Origin of the sequence: Sphingobium sp. MI1205 (assembly GCF_001563285.1) — a bacterium.
GTDB lineage: Bacteria > Pseudomonadota > Alphaproteobacteria > Sphingomonadales > Sphingomonadaceae > Sphingobium.
Map to the genome: position 1 here is coordinate 1,644,526 of NZ_CP005188.1, position 25,298 is coordinate 1,669,823.

Here is a 25,298-nt window from a genome sequence, read left to right on the forward strand (position 1 = left end):
CATGCCCCGGTTATTTGAGTGCTCTCACGTACACGCGCGAGTCTGGAAGGCGTTTGCGGTCCGCGTCAAGGCCATCATGACAGGCTCACCCTACCGCCCGCATGGCGTTCCAGGCGGCCCGCCAGCTCCAGCTCCAGCAACACCGTCTGCACGATCGCCGGGCTCAGCATGGAAAGACGGATGATCTCGTCTACGGGCACAGCGGAATGGCCGAGCAGGTCCGACACGATGTCCCGGTCCGCGCCTGCCACATCCGACGAGACGGGTTCTCCGTCAAAGCCCGAACGCCCTTGCCGGACCATTCGGCCGCCTATCCCGCCAATGGCCTCGATCACATCCGCGCCATTCTGCACCAGCGTGGCGCCGTCGCGGATCAACTGATTACAGCCCTGCGCCCTGGGATCGGCGGGCGAGCCGGGCACTGCCATCACCTCACGCCCCGCGTCCGCCGCCAGGCGAGCGGTGATCAGCGATCCAGACCGCGGCGCGGCCTCAACCACCACCGTGCCAGCGGCCAGCCCAGCGATGATCCTGTTCCGCGCCGGAAAATGCCTCGCCAGCGGCTGTGTACCCGGAGGATGTTCGGTCACCAACAGACCTTCCGCCGCGACCTGTTCCTGCAACGCCTCATTCTCTGGCGGAAAAACGATATCGATGCCGCAGGCTATGACGGCGATGGTTCCGGTGGCTACCGACCCCTGATGCGCCGCCGTATCGATGCCGCGCGCCAGACCAGAGACAACGACTGCGCCCTGCTGGCCAAGCTCCTGCGATAGCGTGCGGGCGAAGCGGCAGGCCGCAGCCGAGGCGTTGCGCGCCCCCACCAGCGCAACGCATGGCCGCGCCGCCAGACCAACGTCTCCACGCACGATCAGCGCGGGGGGAGCCGCCTCCATCTGGTCCAGCAGAAATGGATAGTCCTTGTCGCCCATCAGCAGATAGCGCGCGCCCAGCGACCGGCTCCGCGCGATCTCCTTCTCAACCACGCCTGCATCCGCAACACTCGCCTTCCCGCCGCCTCGCGCGGCAAGTTCCGGCACGGCCCGCAATGCCTCGCCCGCCTTGCCGAAACGCGCGATCAGGTGCCGGAAAGTGACCGGCCCGATACGGGGCGAACGGATCAGACGGAGGCGATCGAATCGCTCCTGTTCGCTCACCCTTTGGCCGCCCCGATCTTTGGCTCCTCGCCCCTGACCAGCCGGGCGATGTTCGCCCGGTGCCGCCAAAGCAGGATCAGCGCCAGTCCCAGGGTCACCGGCACCAGGTCGATCCGCCCCATGAACCACAGCGCCACCGGCGCGCTGATCCCTGCTGCCATGCCACCGACCGAGGACCATTTCGTGCCGAACAGCGCGCCCAGCCAGACCAGAGCGAAGACGATGCCCGCAGGCCAGTACAGCGCGCTCACAACGCCCATCATGGTCGCAACACCCTTGCCGCCTGCAAAACGCAACCAGACCGGATAGCAGTGGCCGATAAACGCCATCGCTCCCGCCATCGGCCCTCCGCCATCGATCAGCGCCGCGCCGATCAGCACCGCCGCCACGCCCTTGAGCAGGTCAAGCAGCAGCGTCGCGGCAGCCAGCCCCTTTCGCCCGGTTCGCAACACGTTGGTGGCGCCAATATTCCCCGATCCAATCTTGCGCAGATCCCCGGCCCCAGTGACGCGCGTCAGCACTAAGCCGAAGGGGATGGAACCCAGCAGATAGGATATCAGCAGGACGAAAGCGGGAAGTAGCCAGGCAGGTGTCATGATCTCGCCGAATTGATTGCGCGCGGACCATAGCGTTCCGGCGGTGATGGGCAATGCCAAAGGCGAAATCCGGCGTTGCGAGCGCCCGCGAACTCTTGCCTGTTGCCGCGCGTCCCTCCACGGGTATAGTCTGGGTCAAAATGGTCGCCCCCGCACATGCCTCAGAAAATGCACGTGGATAAAAATTCCGCCAATGAGCAAAAGCGCTCGAGCGAACGCCACCGCAGGCTGCTCAAGGCGCAGATGATTCACCCCCGCCATGGCAAGATCGACATTGTCGTCCGTGACGTTTCGGCCCAGGGGATCGGCGGCAAATGCCAGCTTGATCTTATAGCCGGAGAAGCCGTCACCATCTGCCTGCCCACACATGATCCGATTGCAGGCCGGATTGCATGGTGCACAAAGCGGTCTTTCGGGGTCAAGTTGGACGATGGCGTCGATCCCGCCAAGGTACGGATTTCGTCGGATTCCGGAGCGGAACCTTATCAAGCGCCTGAACGCGCTCAACCTGCGGGCGACTTCAAACGGCCCGGATTTGGACGGAACAGGGGTCGCTGAACCAGCATGGCCCGGCCCAAGGCCCCTGTTGACAGCCCTTCCTCCTGCCGCGACATGTGCGCCACAATGAAAGTCGCATCATCCGCACCGTTGCTCTTTTTCGATTCCGGGGTCGGCGGCCTCTCCATTCTCGGTCCGGCCCGTGCGGCCCTGCCCAACGCCCCGGTCGTCTACGCTGCCGACAGTGCCGGATTCCCCTATGGGACAAAGAGCGAGGCGGAGATCGCGGCCCGCGTGCCCGCCCTGCTCGGGCGCCTGGTCGAACGGTTCCGGCCGCGGCTGGCGGTAATCGCCTGCAACACAGCCTCGACCATCGCTCTCTCGGCCGTCCGCGCCGCGCTCGACATTCCGGTGGTCGGCACCGTGCCCGCCATCAAGCCCGCTGCCCTGTTGTCCAAAAGCCGGGTGTTCGGCGTCCTTGGCACCGACGCGACGGTGCGCCAGCCCTATGTGGATCGCCTCACGGCAGAGTTCGGAGCTGACTGCACGGTCCTGCGCCATGGTTCGGCTGCGCTCGTTCAACTCGCCGAATCCAAGTTGCGCGGCGAAGCGCTCGACCCGAACATCGCCCGCGACGCGCTGGCCGGTCTGATTGACCAGTCCGGCGGGGACCGCATGGATACAGTCGTCCTTGCCTGCACGCATTTCCCGCTGGTGGAAGAAGAACTGATGGCCGCCGCTCCCCAGCCGCTCAAATTCGTCCATGGCGGCGATGGAATTGCCCGCCGCATCGCGTACCTCACGCAGGGTCAGAATTGGCCTGCGTCCAGTCCTCCAGGAAAGGCGGTCTTTACCCGCCTTGACAACAGCGTGGCGACGCTCGCCCCGGCGCTCGCCGACTTCGGTCTCACACAGATGGAAGCGCTGTGAAGAGGTGGGACCTTTAGTCCAGTCCCAATTTCCTCTATCATCATGATAGGTATTTCTCCCTAGCGCTGCGAACGGTTATCGCTGGTAAAAGGCGGCCGTAGCAGGTAAATGCCCCGAAATAAGGGGATGCGGGTCACAAGGGATTGGGCGTTAAGTGAACTACAAGCATATCTTCGCGCAGGCGATTGATCGGCTCCACAGCGAAGGCCGGTATCGCGTGTTCATCGATATATTGCGGAACAAGGGCGCTTTTCCGAACGCGCGCTGCTTCCACGGCCACAATGGCCCCAAGCCGATCACGGTCTGGTGCTCCAACGACTATCTCGCCATGGGCCAGCATCCCAAGGTGGTGGCCGCGATGGAAGAAGCGCTCCATGACGTCGGCGCAGGTTCCGGCGGCACCCGCAACATCGGCGGCAACACCCATTATCATGTCGATCTGGAGGCTGAACTTGCCGATCTGCATGGCAAGGAAGCGGCGCTGCTCTTCACCTCGGGCTATGTCTCGAACGAAGCGACGCTCTCGACTCTGGCAAAGCTGCTGCCCGGCTGCATCGTCTTTTCCGATGAACTCAATCACGCCTCGATGATTGCGGGCATCCGCAATTCGGGCTGCGAAAAGCGCGTGTTCCGTCACAATGACGTCGATCACCTGCGCGAGCTGCTCGCCGCCGAAGATCCCGAAACGCCCAAGCTGATCGCCTTTGAAAGTGTCTATTCGATGGACGGCGACATCGCCCCCATTGCCGCGATCTGCGACCTGGCGGATGAATTCAACGCGCTCACCTATCTGGACGAAGTCCATGCGGTCGGCATGTATGGCCCGCGCGGCGGCGGCATTTCGGAACGGGACGAGGTCGCCGATCGGCTGACCATAGTTGAAGGCACGCTGGGCAAGGCATTCGGCGTCATGGGCGGCTATATCGCGGCCGACCAGATGATAGTCGATGTGATCCGCAGCTATGCGCCCGGCTTCATCTTCACCACATCGCTTTCGCCCGTGCTGGTCGCAGGCGTGCTGGCGAGCGTGCGCCACCTCAAGGGCTCCAGCGAGGAACGCGAGGGCCAGCAGGTCGCTGCCGCGACCCTCAAGCAGCTGATGGCCGATGCCGGTCTGCCGGTCATGCCATCGGTCACACACATCGTCCCGCTGATGGTCGGCGACCCGGTCAAGGCCAAGCGGATCAGCGACATCCTGCTCGCTGAATATGGCGCCTATGTGCAGCCCATCAACTATCCCACCGTGCCGCGCGGCACCGAACGCCTGCGCTTCACGCCCGGACCGGCACATAGCGAGGACATGATGCGCGACCTCGTCCAGGCGCTCGTCGAAATATGGGATCGGCTTGAACTGGAAATCAGAAAAGCCGCTTGATGCGCCTTTGAGGGCAGGCGGGCGCTGTCTACTCAAATTCGCTGACTTGACTGCTTTCCGAATGCCGGCCTCGCTCCATCGGGGACCGGCGCGATCCTTTGGCGCTTACGAACAACTCAGCCATGGCGGGCATTTCCGCCACAGGCTTTATGGACAGCGCATGTGCTGATCCATCCGCCGCTGGCAACGGCATTGTCGCACCGGGACGCGGCACAGCGGTGCGCATTGCGCGATCGTTGCGGAACCAACCGGTCGCAATCCCTTTCTTAGCCCATGCCTCATTGGATCGAACCGCACCCCACCGGCATCTATGTCCGCCCTGCCGATGCCTGGATCGATCCATCCATTCCGCAGGAGCGCGCGCTCGTAACCCACGGCCACGCCGATCATGCGCGGGGCGGCCATGGCCATGTGTGGGCCACGCAAGAAACGCTGGCCATCATGGCGCTGCGCTACGGCACTGCGTCGGGGACCGCCGTCCCCTACGGTGACGAAATCCGCATGAACGGAGTCAGGATCAGCTACGTCCCCGCTGGCCATGTCCTGGGCTCCGCGCAGATCGTCCTGGACCACGCAGGGGAACGCGTCGTCATCACCGGCGACTACAAGCGCCGCCCGGACCCCACCTGCAAGGCATTCGAGCCGGTCCCCTGCGACATCTTCGTCACCGAAGCGACCTTTGGCCTGCCAGTCTTCCGCCACCCCGACACGGGCAGCGAAGTCGATCGCCTGCTCGCGGCGCTCCATGCCAATCCCGACCGCTGCCTATTGGTCGGCGCCTACGCTCTGGGGAAGGCGCAGCGGCTCATCTGCGAAGTACGCGCCAGGGGCCATCACGACCCTATCTACATTCACGGCGCGATGGAACGCATGTGTGCGCTGTACCAGCGGTTCGGCATCGACATGGGCGAACTGCGCCCCGCAACCGGCATCCCGGCAAAAGACTTGCGAGGCCACATCGTCGTTTCGCCTCCTTCCGCCCTCAACGATCGGTGGAGCCGCCGCCTGCCCGATCCCGTCACCGCCATGGCGTCAGGCTGGATGCGCGTCCGCCAGCGCGCCCGGCAAAAGAATGTCGAACTACCGCTGGTGATTTCCGACCATGCCGATTGGGACGAGTTGACCGACACGATCCGGGAAGTCGCCCCAACCGAAACCTGGATCACCCACGGCCGGGAAGAAGCCCTGCTCCATTGGTGCATGACCCACCAGATAGGCGCGCGGGCCCTGGCGCTTGTGGGCCGCGAGGATGAGGACGAGGGCTGATGCGCACTTTCTCCCAGCTTCTGGACGGCCTCGTCTACACCCGCTCGCGCAACGGCAAGCTGGATCTCATCGCGTCATATATGGCGCAAACGCCTGATCCGGACCGAGGCTGGGCGCTCGCGGCGCTTACCGGCAATCTCGACATCAAGGCGGTGAAGGCATCCACGATCGCGGAAATGACCCGCACGCGCGTCGATCCGGTCCTGTTCGAAATGAGCCGGGACTATGTCGGCGACCTTGCGGAAACCGTCGCCCTTCTATGGCCCAAGGCCGAAGACCAGCCGCCGGAAATGGACGATGGCTCTCTCACCCTGTCCACCATTATCGACCGGCTCCACGCCACCAGCAGAGCCGCTGCGCCCGCCGTCCTTGCGCAGATGATGGACCATCTCGATGCGTCGGGGCGCTTCGCCCTGCTCAAGCTCGCCACGGGAGGCCTGCGCGTCGGCATATCGGCCCGCCTTGCCAAAACCGGCTTCGCGCAAGCCTTCAACCTCGACGTGGACGATGTAGAGGAATGCTGGCACGCCCTCTCCCCTCCCTACGCCGCCCTGTTCGACTGGGCGGAAGGCCGATCCGACCGGCCCGACCCCGCAGGCACCCCCTTCTTCCGCCCCTTCATGCTCGCCCATCCGCTGGAGGCCGATAGCGTCGATCTCACCCACTATGCCGCCGAATGGAAATGGGACGGCATTCGCATCCAGATCGTCGGCACCGGCGAGCAAACCCGCCTCTACAGCCGCGCCGGGGACGACATCACGGGCAGCTTCCCCGAAATCGCGGAGGCTTTCACCACCCACGCAGTCCTCGACGGCGAACTGCTCGTCAAAGGCGAGTTTCAGGGCGGGGAAGCCGCCAGTTTCAACGCCCTCCAGCAACGCCTGGGCCGCAAGGCTGTGACGGCAAAGATGATGGCCGACTACCCCGCCTTCGTCCGCCTCTACGACATATTGCTCCACGCCGACGAAGACCTCCGCGCCCTCCCGTGGGAACAACGCCGCCCCCGTCTCGAAACCATCGTCCCGACGCTCGACGCCGACCGCTTCGACATCTCCGCGCTGATCGAAGCCCCCGACTTCGAAACCCTCGCCGACATTCGCGCAGGCGCCCGCGACGCCGCCATCGAAGGCGTCATGCTCAAGCGCCGCGACAGCCCCTATGTCGCCGGACGCAAGGCGGCGCTCTGGTACAAATGGAAACGCGATCCCCTCACCGCCGACTGCGTGATGATGTACGCCCAGCGCGGCCACGGCAAACGCTCATCATTTTATTCGGATTACACCTTCGGCTGCTGGACAGAGGAAGGCGAACTGCACCCCGTAGGCAAAGCCTATAGCGGCTTCACCGACGAGGAACTCAAATGGCTCGACCGCTTCGTCCGCACGAACACGGTGAACCGCTTCGGGCCAGTACGGGAGGTGGAGAAATCACTGGTGCTGGAAGTGGCGTTCGACAGCATTCATGAGAGCAAGCGGCATAAGTCCGGGCTGGCGATGCGCTTCCCCCGCATCGCGCGGATACGGCGCGACAAGCCTGCCGGGGAGGCGGATACGGTCGAAGGGTTGAAGCGGTTGGTGAGTTAAACCTGAGATCTTGCTTTGTATTCACCGGCCAACTTGCGGATCATATCGCGCACCTCTGCGGGTGTATTTCCGCTTACGACCTCAACATAACCGATGCCAGCCCGACGCAGCGCCTCCTTCTTGATTGCGTCGCGCGCGGCGGTCTCGGGACTGCCATGATGGCCGGTTCCCTGAAATTCTACAGCATGAAGAGGGCGGCAATCTCGATCGACGATGAGCAAATCAACGCGCTTCGCATTGATGGCCCAGAAGGCATCCTTATCACGGCTATAAAGAATTTCTCCTAACGAGACCTGCCCCATGGCCCGCCAACCTGGACATTCCTCTGCCAGCACTTGGTCGATGCAGCTCAAGAGGCGGCGTTCCGGCTTGTTTAGCAGAGCCCGCCAATGAAAATCAGCCTTCATGACGACCTTCAACTGATCAGCTGCCATCTCCGTCGAATCCCTTTTCTGAGCGGATTCTATCGACGCCAGCGATGTGAGTTCGCGATTGGCTCGGGGCTTGTTGGCATTTCTTTCACGCCAATAAGCACGTCGCTTATCACGATCTATTGCCGCGAATGTCTTCTCGAATACTACGCCAATAAACGCACCCACCGCCAGAACGCCGAAAAGCGTCAACGGCATATCCAGCATAGTATCGAGTTCCTGGAGCATGCTCGCCTGATACAGAAAATTGAGTAATAATGTCGTTAAGATGTAAGATGATGCCTCAATCGGCGTCAATGTTCACCTTCTATTGAACCCGCGAGGAGATGAGCCTCCCATGCCCTACACCGGAAGCTGCCACTGCGGCGCTGTCACCTTCACCGTCTCCGCCGACGCGCCGACCGAAGCGATGTCCTGCAACTGCTCCCATTGCAGCCGCAAAGGCTTTGTCCTCACCTTCGTCCCCGCTGAACAGTTCACCCTCGACAGCGGCGATGACAAGCTGACCGACTATCAATTCTACAAGCACAACATCACGCACCGCTTCTGCGCCATCTGCGGCACGCAGTCCTTCGCGGAAGGCAAATCACCCGACGGGCCGGTTCGCGCCATCAATCTGCGCTGCGTTCCCTCCGTCGATCTCGACGCGCTCAAGATCAACAAAGTCGACGGCGCGAGCTTCTGACAGACTGACTTTGCGCTGTCACGCGCAGCCCCTATATGGGCGCTTTCGCGCGTCCGGCGCGGCTTGAGATATGGAGCAGTGGAATTGAGCAAGGTTCTGGTCATCGGCGCGGGCGGCGTCGGGTCTGTCGCGGTTCACAAGATGGCGATGAACCCTGATATTTTCAGCCACATCACGCTCGCCAGCCGCCGCATCATCAGCTGTGAAAAGGTCGCCGAATCGGTGAAGGCGCGCACCGGCGTCACCATCGACGTGGCGCAGGTCGATGCCGACAATGTCGCCGAAACCATCGCGCTGATCGAAAGGGTCCAGCCCAAACTGGTCGTCAATCTGGCCCTGCCCTATCAGGACCTGGCGATCATGGACGCCTGCCTCGCTACGAAAACCGACTATCTCGACACCGCCAACTACGAACCGCGCGACACGCCGAAATTCGAATATGGCTGGCAATGGGCCTATCAGGACCGTTTCAAGGAAGCCGGCATCATGGCTCTGCTGGGCTCCGGTTTCGACCCCGGCGTCACCAGCGTTTTCGCCAGCTACATCAAGAAGCATCTGCTCGACCGGATCGACACGCTCGACATTCTCGACTGCAATGGCGGCGACCATGGCCAGCATTTCGCGACCAACTTCAACCCGGAAATCAACATCCGCGAAGTCACCGCGCCCTCGCGCCACTGGGAAGGCGGCAAGTGGGTCGAAGGCCCGGCCCTGAAGCACAAGCAGACGTTCAATTTCGATCAGGTCGGCGAAAAGAACATGTACCTCATGTATCATGAGGAACTGGAAAGCCTTGCCAAATTCTACCCGGAAATCAAACGTATCCGTTTCTGGATGACCTTCGGCGACGCCTATTTGAAGCATTTGGAAGTGCTCCAGAATGTCGGCATGACCCGGATCGACCCGGTGATTTACGAGGGCAAGGAGATCATCCCGCTCCAGTTCCTCAAGGCCGTCCTGCCCGAACCGTCCAGCCTGGGCTCCACGACCAAGGGCAAGACCAACATCGGCGACATCGCGACCGGCGAAAAGGACGGGAAGCAGAAGACGGTCTACGTCTACAATGTCTGCGACCATGAAGATGCCTATGCCGAAACCGGCAACCAGGCGGTCAGCTACACCACCGGCGTCCCCGCGATGATCGGCGCCGCACTTATGCTCACTGGCGCATGGAAGGGCGAAGGCGTGTTCAACATCGAACAGTTCGATCCCGATCCCTTCATGGACATGCTGAACAAGCACGGCCTGCCCTGGCAGGTAAAGGAACTGGACAAGCCGCTGGACTTTTAATCGCAGAACCATGTCATCCCGGCGAAGGCTGGGATCTCGTGCCTCCACGCCGCGCCTTGTCGCCTGAGATGCCGGCTTCCGCTGGCATGACGGAGAATTATCGATGGAAACCAAAGCCGGCGACCCCGCCACCTTCGCGCATTTCGACCTCCACCGCGTGCCTTCGCCCGCCTTCGTGGTGGACGAGGCCGCAATACGTCGCAACCTGTCGATCCTGCGTGACATAGGCGACCGCGCAGGCATCAAGGTGCTCGGCGCGCTCAAGGCCTTTTCCATGTGGTCGCTCGGCCCCGTCGTCACGGAATATCTCGACGGCGTCTGCGCCTCGGGCATCTATGAAGCGCGCCTTGGCCGCGAAGAATATGGCGGCGAAGTCGCAACCTATTGCGCGGCCTACAAACCAGACGATCTGGCCGAAATCCTCAAAATCTCCGACCATGTCATCTTCAACAGCCCCGGCCAGATCGCGCGGATGCAACCCGTCATCGACGATGCACGCATGAACGGTGTGAACTTCGACATCGGCCTGCGCATCAACCCGCTTCACGCGGAGGGTGAAGTGCCCAAATATGACCCGTCGCAGCCGCACAGCCGCCTCGGTTTCCCCATCGACCAATTGCGGCCGGAGCATCTCGACGGCGTCGATGGCCTCCATGTTCACAATCTGTGCGAGCAGGACTTCCTGCCGCTGGAACGCACCTGGGCCGCGATCGAATCGCGTGTGATGCCGCATGTCGCGGGGCTCAAATGGCTGAACTTCGGCGGCGGCCATCACGTCACGCGCGCTGACTATCAGATCGACGACCTCATCGCCTTCCTCCAGCGGATCAAGGCCGACACCGGCCTTGATCTCTATATCGAACCCGGCGAAGCCATGGCACTCGATGCGGGCATCCTGATCGGCGAAATTCTCGACGTCATCGACAACGGAATGCCGGTAGCCATCACCGACATTTCCGCCACCTGCCACATGCCCGACGTCATCGAGGCACCCTATCGCCCGGCCATGTTGCATGAGGAAGCTGACGGGCAACCGACGCGACTCGGCGGCCCCTCATGCCTCGCGGGCGACATCATCGGCGACTATCGAGTCCCCGGCGGCGCGACTCCGGGCCGGCGCATCGCCTTCCTCGATCAGGCCCATTATTCGATGGTAAAGACCAACACATTCAACGGCGTGCCACTGCCCGCCATCTGGCTGTGGAATTCGAAAACCGACGAACTCAAGCAAATCCGCCAGTTTTCCTACGAAGATTTCAAGTCCCGTCTTTCATGACGCACATTTCATAGCTGGGCGCGCAACAAAATTTGCACGCGCGCTTTACAGGGGGGACCCCTCAGCATATATCGCCCTTCCGCTGCCCCATGGGACTTCCACCGCAAGGCAGCTTGATTGCCATGAACTACACTGGAGGTCCCTTGAATTGCACAAGCACCATAGCGCGCTGGGGGTAGCGACCACCCTCACACCGGCAGCACCGGTAACGCTGATCCGCCCGCAGGCTGCGGCCCGCGCCGCCCGATTCTTCACTGAGAAGTTTCCGGGGCGCTCGCTCTACGCTGTAAAGGCAAACCCGTCTCCGGATCTGCTCCGGACGCTTTGGGCAAGCGGAATCACGCATTATGACGTAGCCTCTATCGCTGAGGTACGCCTTGTTGCCGAAACGCTGCCGGAAGCGAAATTGTGCTTCATGCATCCGGTCAAGGCCGAAGAAGCGATTGTCGAGGCCTATCATGTGCACGGCGTGCGCACCTTCTCGCTCGACACGCTGGACGAACTGGCGAAGATCATGCGCGCCACGAACGACGCGGCAGACCTTGAGCTGTGCGTGCGACTGCGCGTCTCGTCGGAACATTCGGAACTCAGCCTGGCGTCCAAGTTCGGCGTCGAATTGGGCGAGACCCGCGAACTGCTGATGGCCACGCGCCAGGCGGCTGACGCGCTCGGCATCTGCTTCCATGTCGGTAGCCAGGCCATGAGCCCGCAGGCCTATAGCGACGCGATCGAACGCGTTCGCGCAGCCATCGTCGATGCGGCCGTCACGGTCGATATCATTGATGTCGGCGGCGGCTTTCCGTCCGTCTATCCGGGCATGGAACCGCCAGCTCTGGAAGCCTATTTCGACGCCATCTATCGCGGCTTCGAAAGCCTGCCGATCAGCTATTCGGCGGAGCTATGGTGTGAGCCGGGCCGCGCCCTGTCCGCGGAGTATAGCTCCATCATCGTCCGGGTTGAGCGCCGTCGCGGCACCGAACTTTACATCAATGACGGCGCCTATGGCGCGCTGTTCGACGCGGCGCATATCGGCTGGCGCTTTCCGGTTGCGCTGCTGCGGGATGACGAAAGCGAAGCGGAACTGACCGGCTTCTCCTTCTACGGCCCGACATGCGATGACATGGACCATATGGTCGGTCCCTTCATGCTTCCCGACGACGTAGCTGCGGGCGACTATATCGAAATCGGCATGCTGGGTGCCTATGGCGCGGCGATGCGTACCGGTTTCAACGGCTTCACCTCGGAAGCGATCATCGAAGTCGAGGACGAGCCAATGGCCAGCCTCTATGCCGATCCAATGCCCGCACGCCGTCGCGCGACTGTCATCAAGCTGCGCTAAAAAAGCGCAAGCTCCCCTTTGGAGAGGGTGCCTGCCCCTCGCCGCAAACATGCGGCGGGGGACAAATTTTATGGGCGACGGAAGATGGCGGCCAGTTCCACATGCGTTGACCAGCGGAACTGCCCGACCGGCTTCACGCTTTCCAGCATATAGCCGCCAGCAACCAGATGCGCCGCATCCCGCGCAAAGCTCGCCGGGTTGCAAGACACATAGGCGATCACGGACACCCTTGACGCCGCCAACTGCATAACCTGTTCGCGCGCGCCCGCCCGGGGCGGGTCGATCACCACGGCGGCAAAGCGGTTCAGTTCTTCTGGCGTCAGCGGCCGACGGAACAGGTCGCGATGATCCACCACCATCCGCCGTTGCACCCGGTTCGCCGCCAGTTTGAGTGACAGGACCAAGTCACGGGCGCCTTCGGCCGCGTAGACCGGCCGCCCTTCCCCTATCGCCAGCGCAAAGGTGCCAAGCCCACAAAAGAGGTCAGCTACAGCCCCCTGCGCAGGCAAGGCCCGACGGACGAACTCTACCAGCGCTGCCTCGCCATCCGGCGTGGCCTGAAGGAAGGCGAAGGGCGGAAAACCGACTGCGACGCCGCCAAAACTCGCCGTCACTGGTTCAGGCTCCCAGCGCAGTTGCTGGCCGTCACCCTCGTCGATCGTCAGCCGGGCCAGCTTCCAGGCCGCCGCGAAATCCCGCAGCGCTTCGTCCGCCGCCAGCCCCTCCACGCGGACGCCTTCCAACAAAAGGTCGATGCCCTGGTCGATCACCGACATGCGCACATGCGCCGCACGCTTGTCCGGCAGGATCAGCGGCAGCATCGTGCGGAGAGGCTCCAGCAAGGCGAAGATGCGCGCGTCCAGAATTTCGCACATGGCCAGATCGATCAGCTTGTGGCTACCCGCCTCTGCGAATCCGATGGTGACACGCCGCCCCTCACGCGCAGCCCTCAGCGACGCCCGCCTTCGAGTTCGCGGCGGTGAGATGTGAGTTAGCGAGACTGTCCGAGGCTTCACGCCCTGTCCCGCAAGAGGGCCAGTAACACGCGCGGTGACGAACGCTGAAAGGCTCTCCTCATCGACATGCTGAAGTTCGCATCCACCGCAAGACGAGAAGTGAATGCAGGGCGGCTCGACATGATGGGGGCCAGGCAGAAGGTCACCGTTCGCCGTCAGCCGATCCCCCGGCGCGGCAAGATGCACATGCCGGCCGTCGGCGGTCACGCCATCGCCCTTCGCGGCGATGCGGACGACGAGATCAGTGTCGATAAGAGTCACAGGCGAGAGCCGATAGACGCAGGCAACTGCGCAATCAAATCATCCGCGACGAAGGCTGCTCCGGCCCGTCTAGCCGCTTCACCATGCAGCCAGACCGCCTCGCATGCGGCGCGGAACGGATCACCAGCCACCGCCAATCTGCCCGCGGCCAACCCCGCCAGCACATCACCGGTCCCGGCGGTGGACAACCATGGCGATGCGCCGGTCGCTACAGCGATCCGGCCGTCCGGCGCCGCTATGACGCTATCAGCGCCCTTGAGCACGACCACGGACGATGCGCGCTGAGCCGCATCAACTGTGCGGGCGATCTTGCTGCCCTGCAGATCACCGAAAAGGGCTGCGAATTCCCCTTCATGCGGCGTCAGAATGGACCCGTGTGGGATGCTTTCCATCCCCGCACCTCCCAACAAGGTCAAGGCGTCGGCATCCAGGACAAGCGGATGCCCGCAAGGAAGCACCGCAGCCAAGCGATCTTGCGCATCACCGCCACGGCCCAGCCCCGGCCCGACGACCACCGCGGCTAGCCTGACGTCGCCGAGACGCGCCTTTATCTCGTCCACCGCCCGCACCTGCGTGGTGATGACAGCATCCAGCGCCGCTGCACCATCCAGGCTGGTCAGGTGGCGCACCATGCCTGCACCCGAACGAGCAGCCGCACGCGCGGCAAGCCGCCCGGCCCCTGCCATCTCACCGCCCACGACGGCGACCAATCCCCGGCTGTACTTGTGATCCGAGGCAAGGGGGCAGGCCAAACTGGGCGGAGACAAATGATGGATCGTGCCCGAGGCAGCGATACCGATATCAGCGCAAACCAACCGTCGGCATAGACCAGCAGCGGGATGCAGGACATGAGCCGGCTTCAGCGCGCCCAAAGCGATGCAGATGCCGAAGCCTGGCACAGGCGAAAGCAATGCGCCGCTGTCCGTATCCACCCCGCTCGGCAAATCGACCGCATAGCTGAAGGTAGCCCCACCGGTGAGATCGCAGAGCCGTTCCGCAACAACCGCGTCGAGCCCACGGGAAAGACCAGTGCCGAACAGCGCGTCGATGATCTGCGTTGCCGGGCCTGCCTGATCGAACGGCTCGATCGGCCCATTCCATGCAGCGCGAGCCTTCCGCGCTGACTCCGTCCGGCTCTCACCGAGGGCTGCGACACGCACCGGCACACCGCGCGACCGCAGCTGTCGGGCGATCACGAACCCATCCCCACCATTATTGCCCGGACCGCAAAGTACCAGAGCGTCGCGCTTGGCTCCGGCACGCCAGATGATCTCGGCCGCCGCTGCGCCTGCCCGCTCCATCAACTCATATTCCGGAATGCCAGTGGCGAACACTGCCTGCTCGGCCTCCCGCATCTGGGCGGCAGTCAGGATGGGCGTTCCGGTCAAGGTTTCAACGCTCGGCGATCGTGGCGGGCAGCCGATAACGATCCTCGCCAGCGCTGACTTCGATCTGCCCCTGATCCAGGATAGCGATGCTTGCAGGCTCCGCGCCATCAGCCGACGCAAGCCCGCGCCCATCTTTCAGAATTGTGAACCGCCGAAATCCACCATCCGCGTGACGAAAGGTCAGGATCGCGCCCGCCTGCTCGACCAGGCAAGTCCGCCCCCACGCTGACCGGAGTCCGATAGCGCAATCCGCCACCGCCGCACCGCCAGATTCGCTATCAGCCCCCCTAAGGAAGGCCTGCGTAGATCCATTTTCATTGCAGCCCGCCAGGGCGAGGCACAACAGCCCCACCCCGGCGATCTTGTCAGATGTCCGCATAGACATGGGTTTCGGCCTTTGCTCCGGGATGCGTCACCGCACCCTTGTAGGCCGGACCCACATTCTGTGCATAGCGCCACAGTGCGCCCGCCTGATAATCATTCTGGCGGGGCTGCCAGTTCTTACGCCGCTCCGCCAAAACGGCATCGTCCACCTTCAGGTCGATCGTGCCCGCTTCGGCATCAATGGAGATGATGTCGCCATTCTCGATCAGCGCGATAGGACCGCCATCAGCGGCTTCCGGTCCCACATGGCCGATGCAGAAGCCACGCGTCGCACCCGAGAAGCGACCATCGGTGATCAAAGCAACCTTCTCACCCATGCCCTGCCCATAAAGCGCAGCCGTGGTGGACAGCATCTCGCGCATGCCGGGACCACCCTTGGGACCCTCATAGCGAATGACGATCACGCAACCCTCGGTGATATCGCGCGCCTCGACCGCAGCGAAAGCATCCTCTTCACAGTCAAAGACCCGCGCAGGCCCTTCGAACTGCAACCGGTGCATGCCCGCAACCTTCACAATGGCGCCTTCGGGAGCCAGCGTACCCTTCAGGCCCACAACCCCGCCGGTCGGGGTGATCGGCGACTTGACGTCAAAGATTACCTTCTGGTCGGGGTTCCAGGTCACTTCCTCGATATTCTCGGCGATCGTCTTGCCGGTGACGGTCATGCAGTCACCATGCAACAGCCCGTTGTCGAAGAGGGTCTTCATCAACATGTAGATGCCGCCCGCATCATACATATCCTTGGCGACATATTTCCCGCCGGGCTTCAGGTCAGCGATATAGGGTGTCGACTTGAATATCTCCGCCACATCGAACAGGTCGAAATCGATGCCGCACTCGTTCGCCATCGCAGGCAAATGAAGCGCGCCATTGGTCGAACCGCCAGTTGCCGCGACGATGCGCGCCGCATTCTCAAACGCTTCGCGCGTGCAGATGTCGCGCGGGCGGATATTCTTCGCCAGCAGTTCCATCACCTGCCGCCCAGCGGCGACCGCGATTTGCTCGCGGCTTTTGTAGGGAGCGGGCGCCATGTTGCTGTTGGGCAGAGACAGGCCGATCGCCTCGCCGACGCAGGCCATGGTGTTGGCGGTATACTGCCCACCGCACGCGCCATGGCCGGGACACGCAACCTTCTCAAGGGCAATGACATCCTTCAACGGACATGCGCCCGCCGCATATTTGCCGACCACCTCAAACACATCGACGACCGTGACGTCGCGATCCTCGAACCGGCCCGGCAGGATCGATCCGCCATAGACGAAGATCGACGGTACGTTGAGACGCAGCATCGCCATCATCATGCCCGGCAGCGACTTGTCGCACCCGGCAAAAGTCACCAGCGCGTCATAGCAATGGCCCCGCACCGACAACTCGACGGAGTCCGCGATAACTTCACGGCTTGCGAGCGAGCTTTTCATGCCCTGATGGCCCATCGCGATGCCGTCAGTCACCGTGATCGTGTTAAAACGACGCGGCATGCCGCCAGCTTCATTCACGCCCTGACGGCACCAGTCTGCCTGCAGGTCGAGCGTGGTGTTGCAGGGGGCGCTGTCGTTACCTGCCGAAGCAATACCTACGAAGGGCCGGGCAATCTCCTCCTCGGTCAGACCCATCGCATAATAATAGCTGCGATGCGGGGCCCGCTCAGGACCAACCGAGACATGACGGCTCGGCAGTTTCGACTTGTCGAACGTGTGAGACATAAAACCTACCCTTCTTGCGCGCGCCTCCTTTCCAAAAAGGTGCGAGTCACGCAAGGCTATTGCGGCATTGTAGCACGATCGGGCCGATTATACTGGCGAAGCGACGCTGTCCCTCCGCGTCCCCAACCAGGTCCTGCCGCATTTCGATGCCCAGATATGGAATGCCGTTTGCTTCGGCATGACGGTTCATCGTCGCATTCAGCAGCTTGCCGGAATAGGGAAGCTGGTCTCCGACCAGCAGGCCCACCTCCATCAGCAGCGGAATGGCGATCCGCGCCGCACGGTCGTCCTCATTATATAGTACACCTATATCCCAGGGCCGCTGAGCATCGGGATCACTCGCCAAGCTGGGCGTAAAGCTATGCACAGAAAGGATGAATGGCGATGTCATGCCGTCCAGCAGCCGGGCGATCTGATGATGATAGGGATGATGAAAACGGATCATCCGCTGGCCTAGATCTGCTTGGCGATTACCGGGGATCACATGGCCGTCACTCATGACCGGCAACAGGCCGGGTGCTTCTTCTTCGCGGTTGAGATCGATCACCAGCCGCGACACGCCGCCCAATATGGCCGTGCATGCCAACTGCTCCGCCAGCAGGCGACTGACTTCCGCCACGCCGATATCGACCGCGATGTGATCGGTCAGCAACGCCTCATCTAATCCCAGATCGATATCATCGGGGACATGGGCCGAAGCATGGTCCGCGACGATCAACAGGTCGATCGCGCCGCCGTCGATCAATGTGAAAGCCTCGCTCACGCTTACCTTATCTCCGTTTCCATGATCCACCAATCGCGGCTTTGCGACTGCAAGGCCTTGGCCGCCGCGCTTCTGTCGCAGGCATTGTCGAACAGAGCGAAGCAAGTCGCGCCAGAACCCGACATCCGCGCCAGTCGCACGCCCCTTTGGTGTTTCAGCAATCCCAGTATCTGGGCGATTACGGGCGCCACCTCTATTGCCGAGGCTTCCAGGTCGTTGCGTCCGCCGTCGATGACATCTTCGAGGCCCTGGGCATCCAGCGGGCCGCGATCCTGTCGATCCCAGCCCTCGAAAACCCGTGCCGTCGATAGTGGTACGCCCGGATTCACCAGTAGCATCGGCATGCCCACCAAAGCCTGCACATACCGCTGCTCAAGTATCTCTCCCCGCCCGCGCACCATCTGCGTAACGCTGCTTATGCAAGCGGGAACGTCGGAGCCGAGCGCCAACCCGAGCTGTTCCAACTCTACGGCGGGAAGCCGCGCATCCCACAGCCTGTTGAGCAGCCGCAACGCCGCCGCAGCATCCGCCGATCCGCCGCCGATACCCGAAGCGATGGGCAGGTTCTTCGTCAACGTGATGACAGCGCCTCGCTCTTCCCGCGAATGTGCCTGCAGAAGGCGGGCCGCCCTCGTCACCAGATTATCTGGCCCCGCATCCAGCACCGCCCCGAATGGCCCATCCAGTTCCAGGCGGACTTCTCCATCGTCGGTCAGTTCTGCAACCAGCAGATCGCCATCGCGCGCGAACACAAACAGGCTTTCCAGCGCATGATAGCCATCGGCCCGCCTCTCCCGCACATGAAGGGCCAGGTTCACCTTAGCATAGGCCGTCTCCACCAGCGTCCTCGCATCAGGGAGCGGCATATTCAGGCTTCATCCCTTCTTTCACCTTCCCGTTCAGACGGATCGCGGCTTCACCTTCGGCAAAGACGGACGCGGCGCGCCAGGCATAGCGCGCCTCATAACGACGGCCCGCCGCCCACAATGCATCGCCCAGATGCTCGTTGATCGTCACATCGGCCGGCGCGCCTTGGGCGGCCCGCTCCAGCACCGGCACAGCGGATTCCACATCGCCCGTCACAAACTGCGCCCAACCCAGCGAGTCCGTGATGGAGGCATCTTCGGGTTTCAGGCTGTTGGCCTTCTTCAGCAGTTCCAGCGCGGTGGCGACATTCTGCCTCCGTTCCACCTGAGCATAACCGAGATAGTTGAGTACCACCGGCTCCTCCGGCGCGAGTTTGGCTGCCCGCTCCAGCACCACGCGTGCTTCATCCCAACGCTCCGCCTGTTCCAGAGCGCTGCCCTGAAACAGCAGCAGTGCCCAGGGCACAGCATCGGCTGGGTAACGCTCCTCCGCGGTTCGGAAAGCGTCCGCCGCGCCGCCGAAATCCTTCGCCTGCGCCAGCAACTGCCCCAAGCGGACAAGCCTTTCGGTATCCGCATTTTCTGCACTGGCAAGGGAGCGGGCGAGCGCTGTCGCGCCAGCGATGTCGCCTGACGCCGCCAGCGCATCGACGAGCGCCGCCTGCCCCAGCGAGCCGAACCAGCCATCGGAAGCGACTTTGCGCGCCTCAACCGCAGCATGATCGGCATAGCCTGCCTCAGTCAGCAATTGCGCCAATGCCAGCGTGCTATCGCTTCCTCCGGGATTGGCGAAGCTCGCGATCCGTGCCAGCCTGATCCCCAGCATGCGCGTGCTCTCGTCAGAGGATATATCCGCCGCCAACCGTGCCAGCAGCCGCCCAAAGCCCTGGGCAGGCGTCAAGGCGCTGCCCACCGCCCCGCCTTTCCGGCTGCGCGCTACGTCAGCACGGGCACGCGCATAGGTGGCCTGACCCTCGGGAAGCAGCGCCAGAGCCTGCGCCTTCGCGCCTCGCCCTGCCAGCAGAGCGGCGAAGGTGAGCCGGAGTTCCGCCAGGTCCACGGTCCGCAGCGCGAGCGCGCGGCTGATCGCCGGTTCAGCCTCCGCCAGGTCGCCACGGCCAAGCGCCTGAAGCGCGACATGTTCGTCGATATAGCGCCGCGCTAGGGAAGCATAGCGATCCGCTGGATCTATTTCCGGCGGTGCAACCTTGCCCTCGCCCACAGCTATCCAACTGCGGACTATGGGAGCAAGGAAACCGAAATTCCCTTCGCCAACCATGCGGTCTGCGACCTGCCGCGCCTCGCCCCAATCCCTGCGCGCCATCGCATCGCAAAGGAACAGCAGTGTCCCGTCGCGAGGCAACATGCCATTGCTGTCGAGCAGCTTTGCCGATCGCATTGCCAGCGCCATGTCGCCGCTGATAAGGCCCTGGAGATAGGAGCGACGCGCCACCTCAATGCTCGCGGGGTCGCTGGCGAGCGCATCACGATAGTTGCGCAGCGCTATCGCCGGCGCGCCGTTACTGTCAGCCAGCCTTCCTCGCGCGTAAGCATGTAGTGCGCTCGTCCGATCGACCGACGCGCCGGCCGGAAATACCGGCAGCATCGGTAGCATCATGATCAGCAGCAGGCGCCTACATGTTAGGATAGTTGGGGCCTCCACCGCCTTCGGGCACGACCCAGTTGATGTTCTGCGTCGGATCCTTGATATCGCACGTTTTGCAGTGAACGCAGTTCTGCGCATTGATCTGAAAACGCGGATTACCCTCGTCCTGCCCGACCACTTCATAAACGCCAGCCGGACAATAGCGCTGCGCCGGTTCGTCATAAAGGGGCAGGTTGTAGCTGATGGGAATCGACGGATCCTTCAGCTGAAGGTGAACCGGCTGGTCCTCCTCATGATTGGTGTTCGACAAGAACACTGACGACAGCCGGTCAAAACTGATGACGCCATCCGGCTTGGGATAGTCGATCTTGTGCGCGACGTCCTTGCGCCACAGCTTTTCGTTATCCGGCTTGTGCTTCATCGTGAACGGCAGCCCGATCTTCAGCGTGCGCATCCACATGTCGATGCCCGCCAACAAGGTGCCGATCGTGTTGCCGAACTTGGCCAGCAGCGGCTCGGCGTTCTTGACCAGTTTCAGTTCCTCCGCGACCCAGCTGGAACGGAGGCGGACCTCGTAATCATCCAGCACGTCACGCGCGCGTTCGTTCTGGATCGCTTCAAAAGCTGCCTCGGCGGCCAGCATGCCCGACTTCATGGCGGTATGCGTGCCCTTGATGCGCGGTACGTTAACGAACCCGGCCGAGCAGCCGATCAGCGCGCCGCCGGGGAACACCAATTTGGGCACCGACTGCCAACCGCCTTCGTTGATGGCGCGCGCGCCATAGGAAACGCGGCGTCCCCCCTCCAGATATTCGCGGATCGCGGGATGCTGCTTCCAGCGCTGAAATTCCTCGAACGGATAAAGATAGGGGTTGCGGTAACCAAGACCCACGACGAAGCCCAGCGCCACCTGCCCATTGGCCTGATGATAGAGGAAACCGCCGCCATAGGCATCCGACAGCGGCCAGCCCTGTGTGTGAATCACCAGTCCAGGCTTGTGCTTGGCGGGATCGATGTCCCACAATTCCTTCATGCCAAGGCCATAGACCTGCGGCTCACAGTCCCTGTCCAACTCGAACTGGCGCTTCAAAATCTTGGTCAGGTGGCCGCGCGCGCCTTCCGCGAAGAAGGTATATTTCGCATGCAGTTCCAGACCTGGCTGATAGTCACCCTTGCGATTGCCTTCACGGTCAATGCCCATGTCCCCGGTCGCGACACCCCGCACCGATCCGTCATCATGGTAGAGGATTTCCGCGGCGGCGAAGCCCGGAAAGATTTCAACACCCAGCCCTTCGGCCTGCTCGGCAAGCCAGCGACAAAGGTTGCCCAGCGATCCGGTATAGGTGCCCTTGTTGTGCATCCAGCGCGGCGTCGCAATATGCGGCACAGGCAATTTGCCGCGCCTCGTCAGCATCCAGTGCTGATTATCGCGCACCGGCACGTCCGCCAGCGAACATCCCATGTCGCGCCAATCGGGCAGCAACTCATCCAGCGCCTTGGGATCGATCACCGCGCCCGACAGAATATGGGCGCCGATTTCCGAACCCTTTTCGAGCACGCACACGGCCAGTTCCTGACCCGTTTCATTGGCCAGTTGCTTCAACCTGATCGCCGCGGACAGCCCCGCCGGTCCCCCGCCGACGATGACGATGTCATAGGGCATCGATTCCCGTTCGCTCATAATCCCTCCATCGTGGCGCACCGGCCGGTTTCCCACTGCTGTCCGGTGGCCGCATTACTCAAACGATTTACCACTCGTTGCCGATGAAGATTCTTGACCTCGGCGTCAACCTCTGGCCCTAGAAGATTGATGCGGGGAATAATGCAGGAAGACATGGCGGCCGCCGCCAGCGCCTATCTGGCCTGGTGGGATAGGGCGGGCGTCGATTGCGCCACCGGCGAGCAGCCGGTGAACTGGCTACGGCCGGCTGCCGCCAGCGCTCCGCCTGCCGCATTGCCTGATCCGGCCCCATCGGCAAAGCCTGCCACGCTCGACGCGTTCAAGGCCTGGCTGGCTGATGATCCAGCGCAACCGGAACGCCGCTGGCCCGGCGCGCCGATCCTACCGCAAGGGGAAGCCAAATCCCGGCTGATGGTCATCACCGACATGCCGGACCCTGCGGATATGGAGGCGGGCTCATTGCTGGCCGACCGCGCAGGGCGGCTGTTCGACGCCATGCTTTCCGCCATCGGGCTTTCGCGCAACGATATCTACGTGGCGTCGCTTTTTTCCTCGCGGCCACCCGGCGGCATGGTGGAAGCGACCGATCTCAATACAGCGGCCGACCGCATGCGTACCCACATTTCCTTGGCCATGCCCGACAGGCTGTTGATCATGGGCGACCGGACGATCCGTGCCTTCCTTCCTGTACAAGACAGCGCCGGTGTGGATAGTTTACACTTTTTTAACCATGATGGCGGCATAGTGCCTGCCTTTGCCACTTTCCATCCGCGGCTGCTGCTGGGGCAGCCGGCAGCGAAGGCGGAAAGCTGGCGGACACTGCAACGCCTGGTCGAGGAAATGCATAAGTGATTTGCGCCGTTATCCGATCATCCTGCCTGGCCGTGGCAGCCATCAGCGCGACTGCCGCGACGCCCGCGCAAGCGGACAGCGTCACCTCGGTCCCAGCGACTTTCGCGACCGGAGCGCAGTCGCCGCTGCAGATCAACGACGGGGAGAAGGCGCGATATAACGCTATCTTCGCCGCCCTTTCCGATCAGAAATGGACGGAAGCCAAGGCGATGATCCTATCCCTGGACGGGCAGGATCCAGTCCGGCCAGTCGCACTTTCCGAACTTTATCTGGCGAAAGATTCGCCTCGCGTGGAATTGTTCGACCTGCTCGAACTCATCAACAAATCGTCCTGGCTACCCAGCGCCGACCAGCTGTCCCGGCTGGCGCAAAAGCGCGGCGCGACGATTTTGCCTGCCCTGCCCCAGGTGCAGAAAATGGTATGGCTCGGTTCCGCGCCCCGGCGGGAATATGTTCCCACCACCAGGACTGACCCGCTTGCACAGGCGCTCGTCGGGCAGATCACCGGCTTCATAAAGAATGACGACCCAGCGGGAGCCGAATCTCTGCTGGCGACGGGAGAGATAGGCCTTACGCCAGAAGGCCTGACCGAAGTGCGCCAGCGCGTCGCATGGGCCTATTATATCGAAAGCGACGATGCCAACGCACGCCGCATGGCTGCCAGGGCGCTGGATACGCGTACTGGCGGCGACTGGACGGCGCAGGCGCACTGGACTCTCGGCCTTGCATCCTGGCGTCAGAATGATTGCGTCGCGGCCGCGCCTGCCTTCGCCAATGTCGCGGCGCTGGCCGGCAATGCCGACATGCGCGCTGCGGGCGCTTACTGGGCTGCGCGCGCCTACATGGTCTGCGGTCAGGCGGAGAAGGTTCAAAATCTGTTGAAGACCGCCGCGCGTTCGGAAGAAACCTTCTACGGCCTCCTCGCCCGCGAAACGCTCGGCCTGCCCGTCGGCGGTGCAAAGGTCGCGCCCCGTTTGGGCGCGGCGGACTGGCAACAGCTGAAGAACAGCCCCAACGTCCAGGCCGCCATAGCCCTTGCCGCCATTGGCCAGACCGCCAAGGCCGACGAACTCGTTCGCTATCAAGCTCGCATCGGCGGAAGCGGCCAATATGACGCGCTTCTACGACTCGCGAGTGCGCTCAACCTGCCCGCAACGCAGCTCTGGCTCGCGCATAACGGCCCAGCAGGGAAGCAACCCGACAGCTTTGCCCGTTTTCCCGCGCCCGATTGGCGACCGGACGGCGGCTGGCGCGTCGATCCCGCGCTGATCTACGCCCATACGCTTCAGGAATCGGGTTTCCGCAGCGATGTCATCAGCAGCGCGGGCGCGCGCGGCCTGATGCAGGTGTTGCCCGGAACCGGCAGCGACATGGGACTGTCCTCGCCTGCGCAGCTCTTCGTGCCATCGACCAACATGGAATATGGCCAGCGCTATCTGGAAAATCTCCGCAATATGAGCGCGACGGGCGGGCTGCTGCCCAAGGTCATGGCCGCCTATAATGCTGGGCCGGCGCCGGTCGAGCGGTGGAACAGCGAAGTGAAGGACAATGGCGACCCGCTGCTGTTCATGGAATCGCTGCCCTATTATGAAACCCGCGCCTATGTGAACATCGTCATGCGCAACTACTGGATGTACCAGATCCAGGCAAAGGGCAGCGCAGACTGTCTTACCGGCATGGCACAGGGCATGTGGCCGACCTTCCCCACCGCAAAAGGTACGCGCATGGTTCGCCTGACCCAGAGGAGCCATTTGACCGCGCCCAGCATTGCGGGCGGCTCCGATTGATGCCGATAGATGAAGACCGGACATTTCTGCCGGTTCGTATCGCGCTGCTGACAGTTTCCGACACGCGCGGCCTGGCGGAAGACCGATCGGGCGACATATTGGCGGAACGGATCACGGGCGCAGGTCATATATTGGCGGCGCGGCACATCGAACGGGACGACCGCTCCGCCATCGTGGCGCGCCTGCATGCATGGATCGACGACCCGCAGATCGACTGCATTATCACCACAGGTGGCACTGGCGTAACTGGCCGCGACGTCACGCCCGAAGCGCTCGCGCAAGTGCAGGACAAGGAGATACCGGGCTTCGGCGAACTGTTCCGCTGGCTGAGCTATCAGACGATCGGAACCTCAACCATCCAGTCCCGCGCGACGGCCTGCGTGGCCCGTGGCACTTATATCTTCGCGCTTCCTGGATCGACCGGAGCAGTCAGAGACGCCTGGGACGGCATCCTCGCAAGCCAGCTGGACAGCCGCTTCCGGCCCTGCAATTTCGTCGAACTGATGCCCCGCCTGATGGAACGCTGAACCCGCCCCCTTGCACCTACGTTCTCTTTATGTTCTAG

23 protein-coding genes are annotated in these 25,298 nt (G+C 62.7%); 12 read left to right on the plus strand and 11 right to left on the minus strand.

Annotated elements, in window-relative coordinates:
- Nucleotides 1–74: 74 nt before the first annotated feature.
- Both dprA and plsY read right to left on the minus strand, forming a co-directional pair.
- Nucleotides 75–1,157, minus strand: a complete 1,083-nt coding sequence (gene dprA, locus K663_RS07865) for a DNA-processing protein DprA (RefSeq protein WP_062116260.1) — start codon at nucleotides 1,155–1,157, stop codon at nucleotides 75–77.
- Entirely contained in the window at nucleotides 1,154–1,753 is a 600-nt protein-coding gene (gene plsY / locus K663_RS07870; RefSeq protein WP_062120573.1) for a glycerol-3-phosphate 1-O-acyltransferase PlsY, read from the minus strand. The genes dprA and plsY overlap by 4 nt, the downstream gene beginning before the upstream one ends.
- A 174-nt stretch (nucleotides 1,754–1,927) precedes the next feature.
- Here plsY and K663_RS07875 point away from each other — a divergent pair, with 174 nt between their 5' ends.
- The 5 genes from K663_RS07875 (at nucleotide 1,928) to K663_RS07900 (ending at nucleotide 7,405) form a co-directional block, all read left to right on the plus strand.
- Nucleotides 1,928–2,311, plus strand: coding sequence for a PilZ domain-containing protein (locus K663_RS07875; protein ID WP_235589545.1), 384 nt, complete (start codon nucleotides 1,928–1,930; stop codon nucleotides 2,309–2,311).
- A gap of 66 nt (nucleotides 2,312–2,377) precedes the next feature.
- The gene (murI, locus tag K663_RS07880) at nucleotides 2,378–3,181 is read left to right on the plus strand and encodes a glutamate racemase (RefSeq protein ID WP_062116266.1); all 804 of its coding nucleotides are present in this window, start codon (nucleotides 2,378–2,380) and stop codon (nucleotides 3,179–3,181) included.
- A 154-nt stretch (nucleotides 3,182–3,335) separates the two neighbouring features.
- Nucleotides 3,336–4,556, plus strand: coding sequence for a 5-aminolevulinate synthase (gene hemA / locus K663_RS07885; protein ID WP_062116269.1), 1,221 nt, complete (start codon nucleotides 3,336–3,338; stop codon nucleotides 4,554–4,556).
- A 273-nt stretch (nucleotides 4,557–4,829) separates the two neighbouring features.
- On the plus strand, nucleotides 4,830–5,822 hold the full coding sequence (locus K663_RS07895) for a ligase-associated DNA damage response exonuclease (protein WP_062116275.1): 993 nt from the start codon (nucleotides 4,830–4,832) through the stop codon (nucleotides 5,820–5,822).
- Entirely contained in the window at nucleotides 5,822–7,405 is a 1,584-nt protein-coding gene (locus K663_RS07900) for a cisplatin damage response ATP-dependent DNA ligase (RefSeq protein ID WP_062116279.1), read from the plus strand. The genes K663_RS07895 and K663_RS07900 overlap by 1 nt, the downstream gene beginning before the upstream one ends.
- Here K663_RS07900 and K663_RS07905 read toward each other — a convergent pair.
- Nucleotides 7,402–8,133 carry a DUF2726 domain-containing protein gene (locus K663_RS07905; RefSeq protein WP_145902250.1) on the minus strand — a complete coding sequence of 244 codons (732 nt, stop codon included), beginning with the start codon at nucleotides 8,131–8,133 and terminating at the stop codon, nucleotides 7,402–7,404. The genes K663_RS07900 and K663_RS07905 overlap by 4 nt on opposite strands.
- A 40-nt stretch (nucleotides 8,134–8,173) precedes the next feature.
- Here K663_RS07905 and K663_RS07910 point away from each other — a divergent pair, with 40 nt between their 5' ends.
- From K663_RS07910 to K663_RS07925, 4 genes are all read left to right on the plus strand, one after another.
- Nucleotides 8,174–8,521 carry a GFA family protein gene (locus K663_RS07910; protein WP_062116285.1) on the plus strand — a complete coding sequence of 116 codons (348 nt, stop codon included), beginning with the start codon at nucleotides 8,174–8,176 and terminating at the stop codon, nucleotides 8,519–8,521.
- 84 nt (nucleotides 8,522–8,605) lie between these two features.
- Complete coding sequence (locus K663_RS07915; protein ID WP_062120576.1) at nucleotides 8,606–9,811, plus strand: saccharopine dehydrogenase family protein; 1,206 nt, start codon at nucleotides 8,606–8,608, stop codon at nucleotides 9,809–9,811.
- Nucleotides 9,812–9,914: 103 nt separating this feature from the next.
- Nucleotides 9,915–11,087: a carboxynorspermidine decarboxylase gene (locus tag K663_RS07920; RefSeq protein ID WP_062116287.1), complete on the plus strand. Its 1,173-nt coding sequence runs from the start codon at nucleotides 9,915–9,917 to the stop codon at nucleotides 11,085–11,087.
- A gap of 148 nt (nucleotides 11,088–11,235) precedes the next feature.
- Nucleotides 11,236–12,426: a type III PLP-dependent enzyme gene (locus tag K663_RS07925; RefSeq protein ID WP_062116290.1), complete on the plus strand. Its 1,191-nt coding sequence runs from the start codon at nucleotides 11,236–11,238 to the stop codon at nucleotides 12,424–12,426.
- A gap of 68 nt (nucleotides 12,427–12,494) precedes the next feature.
- Here K663_RS07925 and K663_RS07930 read toward each other — a convergent pair whose 3' ends face one another.
- The 8 genes from K663_RS07930 to K663_RS07965 are packed head-to-tail and all read right to left on the minus strand — an operon-like array spanning nucleotide 12,495 to nucleotide 22,094.
- Nucleotides 12,495–13,703 (minus strand): class I SAM-dependent RNA methyltransferase, encoded by a 1,209-nt coding sequence (locus K663_RS07930; protein WP_062116293.1) that lies wholly within the window; start codon nucleotides 13,701–13,703, stop codon nucleotides 12,495–12,497.
- Nucleotides 13,700–15,058: a bifunctional ADP-dependent NAD(P)H-hydrate dehydratase/NAD(P)H-hydrate epimerase gene (locus K663_RS07935; RefSeq protein WP_062120579.1), complete on the minus strand. Its 1,359-nt coding sequence runs from the start codon at nucleotides 15,056–15,058 to the stop codon at nucleotides 13,700–13,702. Before K663_RS07935 ends, K663_RS07930 begins: the two co-directional genes overlap by 4 nt.
- A 37-nt stretch (nucleotides 15,059–15,095) precedes the next feature.
- The gene (locus K663_RS07940) at nucleotides 15,096–15,476 is read right to left on the minus strand and encodes a hypothetical protein (RefSeq protein WP_062116296.1); all 381 of its coding nucleotides are present in this window, start codon (nucleotides 15,474–15,476) and stop codon (nucleotides 15,096–15,098) included.
- Nucleotides 15,457–17,178, minus strand: coding sequence for a dihydroxy-acid dehydratase (gene ilvD, locus K663_RS07945; protein ID WP_062116299.1), 1,722 nt, complete (start codon nucleotides 17,176–17,178; stop codon nucleotides 15,457–15,459). Before ilvD ends, K663_RS07940 begins: the two co-directional genes overlap by 20 nt.
- Nucleotides 17,179–17,224: 46 nt before the next feature.
- Nucleotides 17,225–17,941 carry an N-formylglutamate amidohydrolase gene (locus tag K663_RS07950; RefSeq protein ID WP_062116302.1) on the minus strand — a complete coding sequence of 239 codons (717 nt, stop codon included), beginning with the start codon at nucleotides 17,939–17,941 and terminating at the stop codon, nucleotides 17,225–17,227.
- Nucleotides 17,942–17,943: 2 nt separating this feature from the next.
- Nucleotides 17,944–18,807, minus strand: coding sequence for a 4-(cytidine 5'-diphospho)-2-C-methyl-D-erythritol kinase (locus K663_RS07955; protein ID WP_062116304.1), 864 nt, complete (start codon nucleotides 18,805–18,807; stop codon nucleotides 17,944–17,946).
- Nucleotides 18,794–20,422, minus strand: a complete 1,629-nt coding sequence (locus K663_RS07960) for a tetratricopeptide repeat protein (protein WP_062120582.1) — start codon at nucleotides 20,420–20,422, stop codon at nucleotides 18,794–18,796. The genes K663_RS07955 and K663_RS07960 overlap by 14 nt, the downstream gene beginning before the upstream one ends.
- Before the next feature lie 19 nt (nucleotides 20,423–20,441).
- On the minus strand, nucleotides 20,442–22,094 hold the full coding sequence (locus tag K663_RS07965; protein WP_062116307.1) for an electron transfer flavoprotein-ubiquinone oxidoreductase: 1,653 nt from the start codon (nucleotides 22,092–22,094) through the stop codon (nucleotides 20,442–20,444).
- A gap of 141 nt (nucleotides 22,095–22,235) precedes the next feature.
- On the opposite strand from K663_RS07965, the gene K663_RS07970 reads away from it, so the two are divergent.
- From K663_RS07970 to moaB, 3 genes are read left to right on the plus strand one after another with little or no spacing between them, the layout of a single operon-like run.
- Entirely contained in the window at nucleotides 22,236–22,946 is a 711-nt protein-coding gene (locus K663_RS07970; RefSeq protein WP_062116309.1) for a uracil-DNA glycosylase family protein, read from the plus strand.
- Nucleotides 22,943–24,733, plus strand: a complete 1,791-nt coding sequence (locus K663_RS07975; RefSeq protein ID WP_062116313.1) for a lytic transglycosylase domain-containing protein — start codon at nucleotides 22,943–22,945, stop codon at nucleotides 24,731–24,733. Before K663_RS07970 ends, K663_RS07975 begins: the two co-directional genes overlap by 4 nt.
- The gene (moaB, locus tag K663_RS07980; RefSeq protein ID WP_062116316.1) at nucleotides 24,733–25,260 is read left to right on the plus strand and encodes a molybdenum cofactor biosynthesis protein B; all 528 of its coding nucleotides are present in this window, start codon (nucleotides 24,733–24,735) and stop codon (nucleotides 25,258–25,260) included. Before K663_RS07975 ends, moaB begins: the two co-directional genes overlap by 1 nt.
- The last annotated feature ends 38 nt before the right edge of the window (nucleotides 25,261–25,298 follow it).

What these genes read in the sequence shown, in the direction of transcription:
- plsY (WP_062120573.1), bottom strand. Translation starts at nt 1,753, where the DNA reads ATGACACCTGCCTGGCTACTTCCCGCTTTCGTCCTGCTGATATCCTAT.
- murI (WP_062116266.1), top strand. Translation starts at nt 2,378, where the DNA reads ATGAAAGTCGCATCATCCGCACCGTTGCTCTTTTTCGATTCCGGGGTC.
- K663_RS07895 (WP_062116275.1), top strand. Translation starts at nt 4,830, where the DNA reads ATGCCTCATTGGATCGAACCGCACCCCACCGGCATCTATGTCCGCCCT.
- K663_RS07900 (WP_062116279.1), top strand. Translation starts at nt 5,822, where the DNA reads ATGCGCACTTTCTCCCAGCTTCTGGACGGCCTCGTCTACACCCGCTCG.
- K663_RS07910 (WP_062116285.1), top strand. Translation starts at nt 8,174, where the DNA reads ATGCCCTACACCGGAAGCTGCCACTGCGGCGCTGTCACCTTCACCGTC.
- K663_RS07920 (WP_062116287.1), top strand. Translation starts at nt 9,915, where the DNA reads ATGGAAACCAAAGCCGGCGACCCCGCCACCTTCGCGCATTTCGACCTC.
- K663_RS07935 (WP_062120579.1), bottom strand. Translation starts at nt 15,058, where the DNA reads ATGCGGGAGGCCGAGCAGGCAGTGTTCGCCACTGGCATTCCGGAATAT.
- K663_RS07940 (WP_062116296.1), bottom strand. Translation starts at nt 15,476, where the DNA reads ATGTCTATGCGGACATCTGACAAGATCGCCGGGGTGGGGCTGTTGTGC.
- ilvD (WP_062116299.1), bottom strand. Translation starts at nt 17,178, where the DNA reads ATGTCTCACACGTTCGACAAGTCGAAACTGCCGAGCCGTCATGTCTCG.
- K663_RS07955 (WP_062116304.1), bottom strand. Translation starts at nt 18,807, where the DNA reads ATGCCGCTCCCTGATGCGAGGACGCTGGTGGAGACGGCCTATGCTAAG.
- K663_RS07960 (WP_062120582.1), bottom strand. Translation starts at nt 20,422, where the DNA reads ATGCTACCGATGCTGCCGGTATTTCCGGCCGGCGCGTCGGTCGATCGG.
- K663_RS07965 (WP_062116307.1), bottom strand. Translation starts at nt 22,094, where the DNA reads ATGAGCGAACGGGAATCGATGCCCTATGACATCGTCATCGTCGGCGGG.
- K663_RS07970 (WP_062116309.1), top strand. Translation starts at nt 22,236, where the DNA reads ATGCAGGAAGACATGGCGGCCGCCGCCAGCGCCTATCTGGCCTGGTGG.
- moaB (WP_062116316.1), top strand. Translation starts at nt 24,733, where the DNA reads ATGCCGATAGATGAAGACCGGACATTTCTGCCGGTTCGTATCGCGCTG.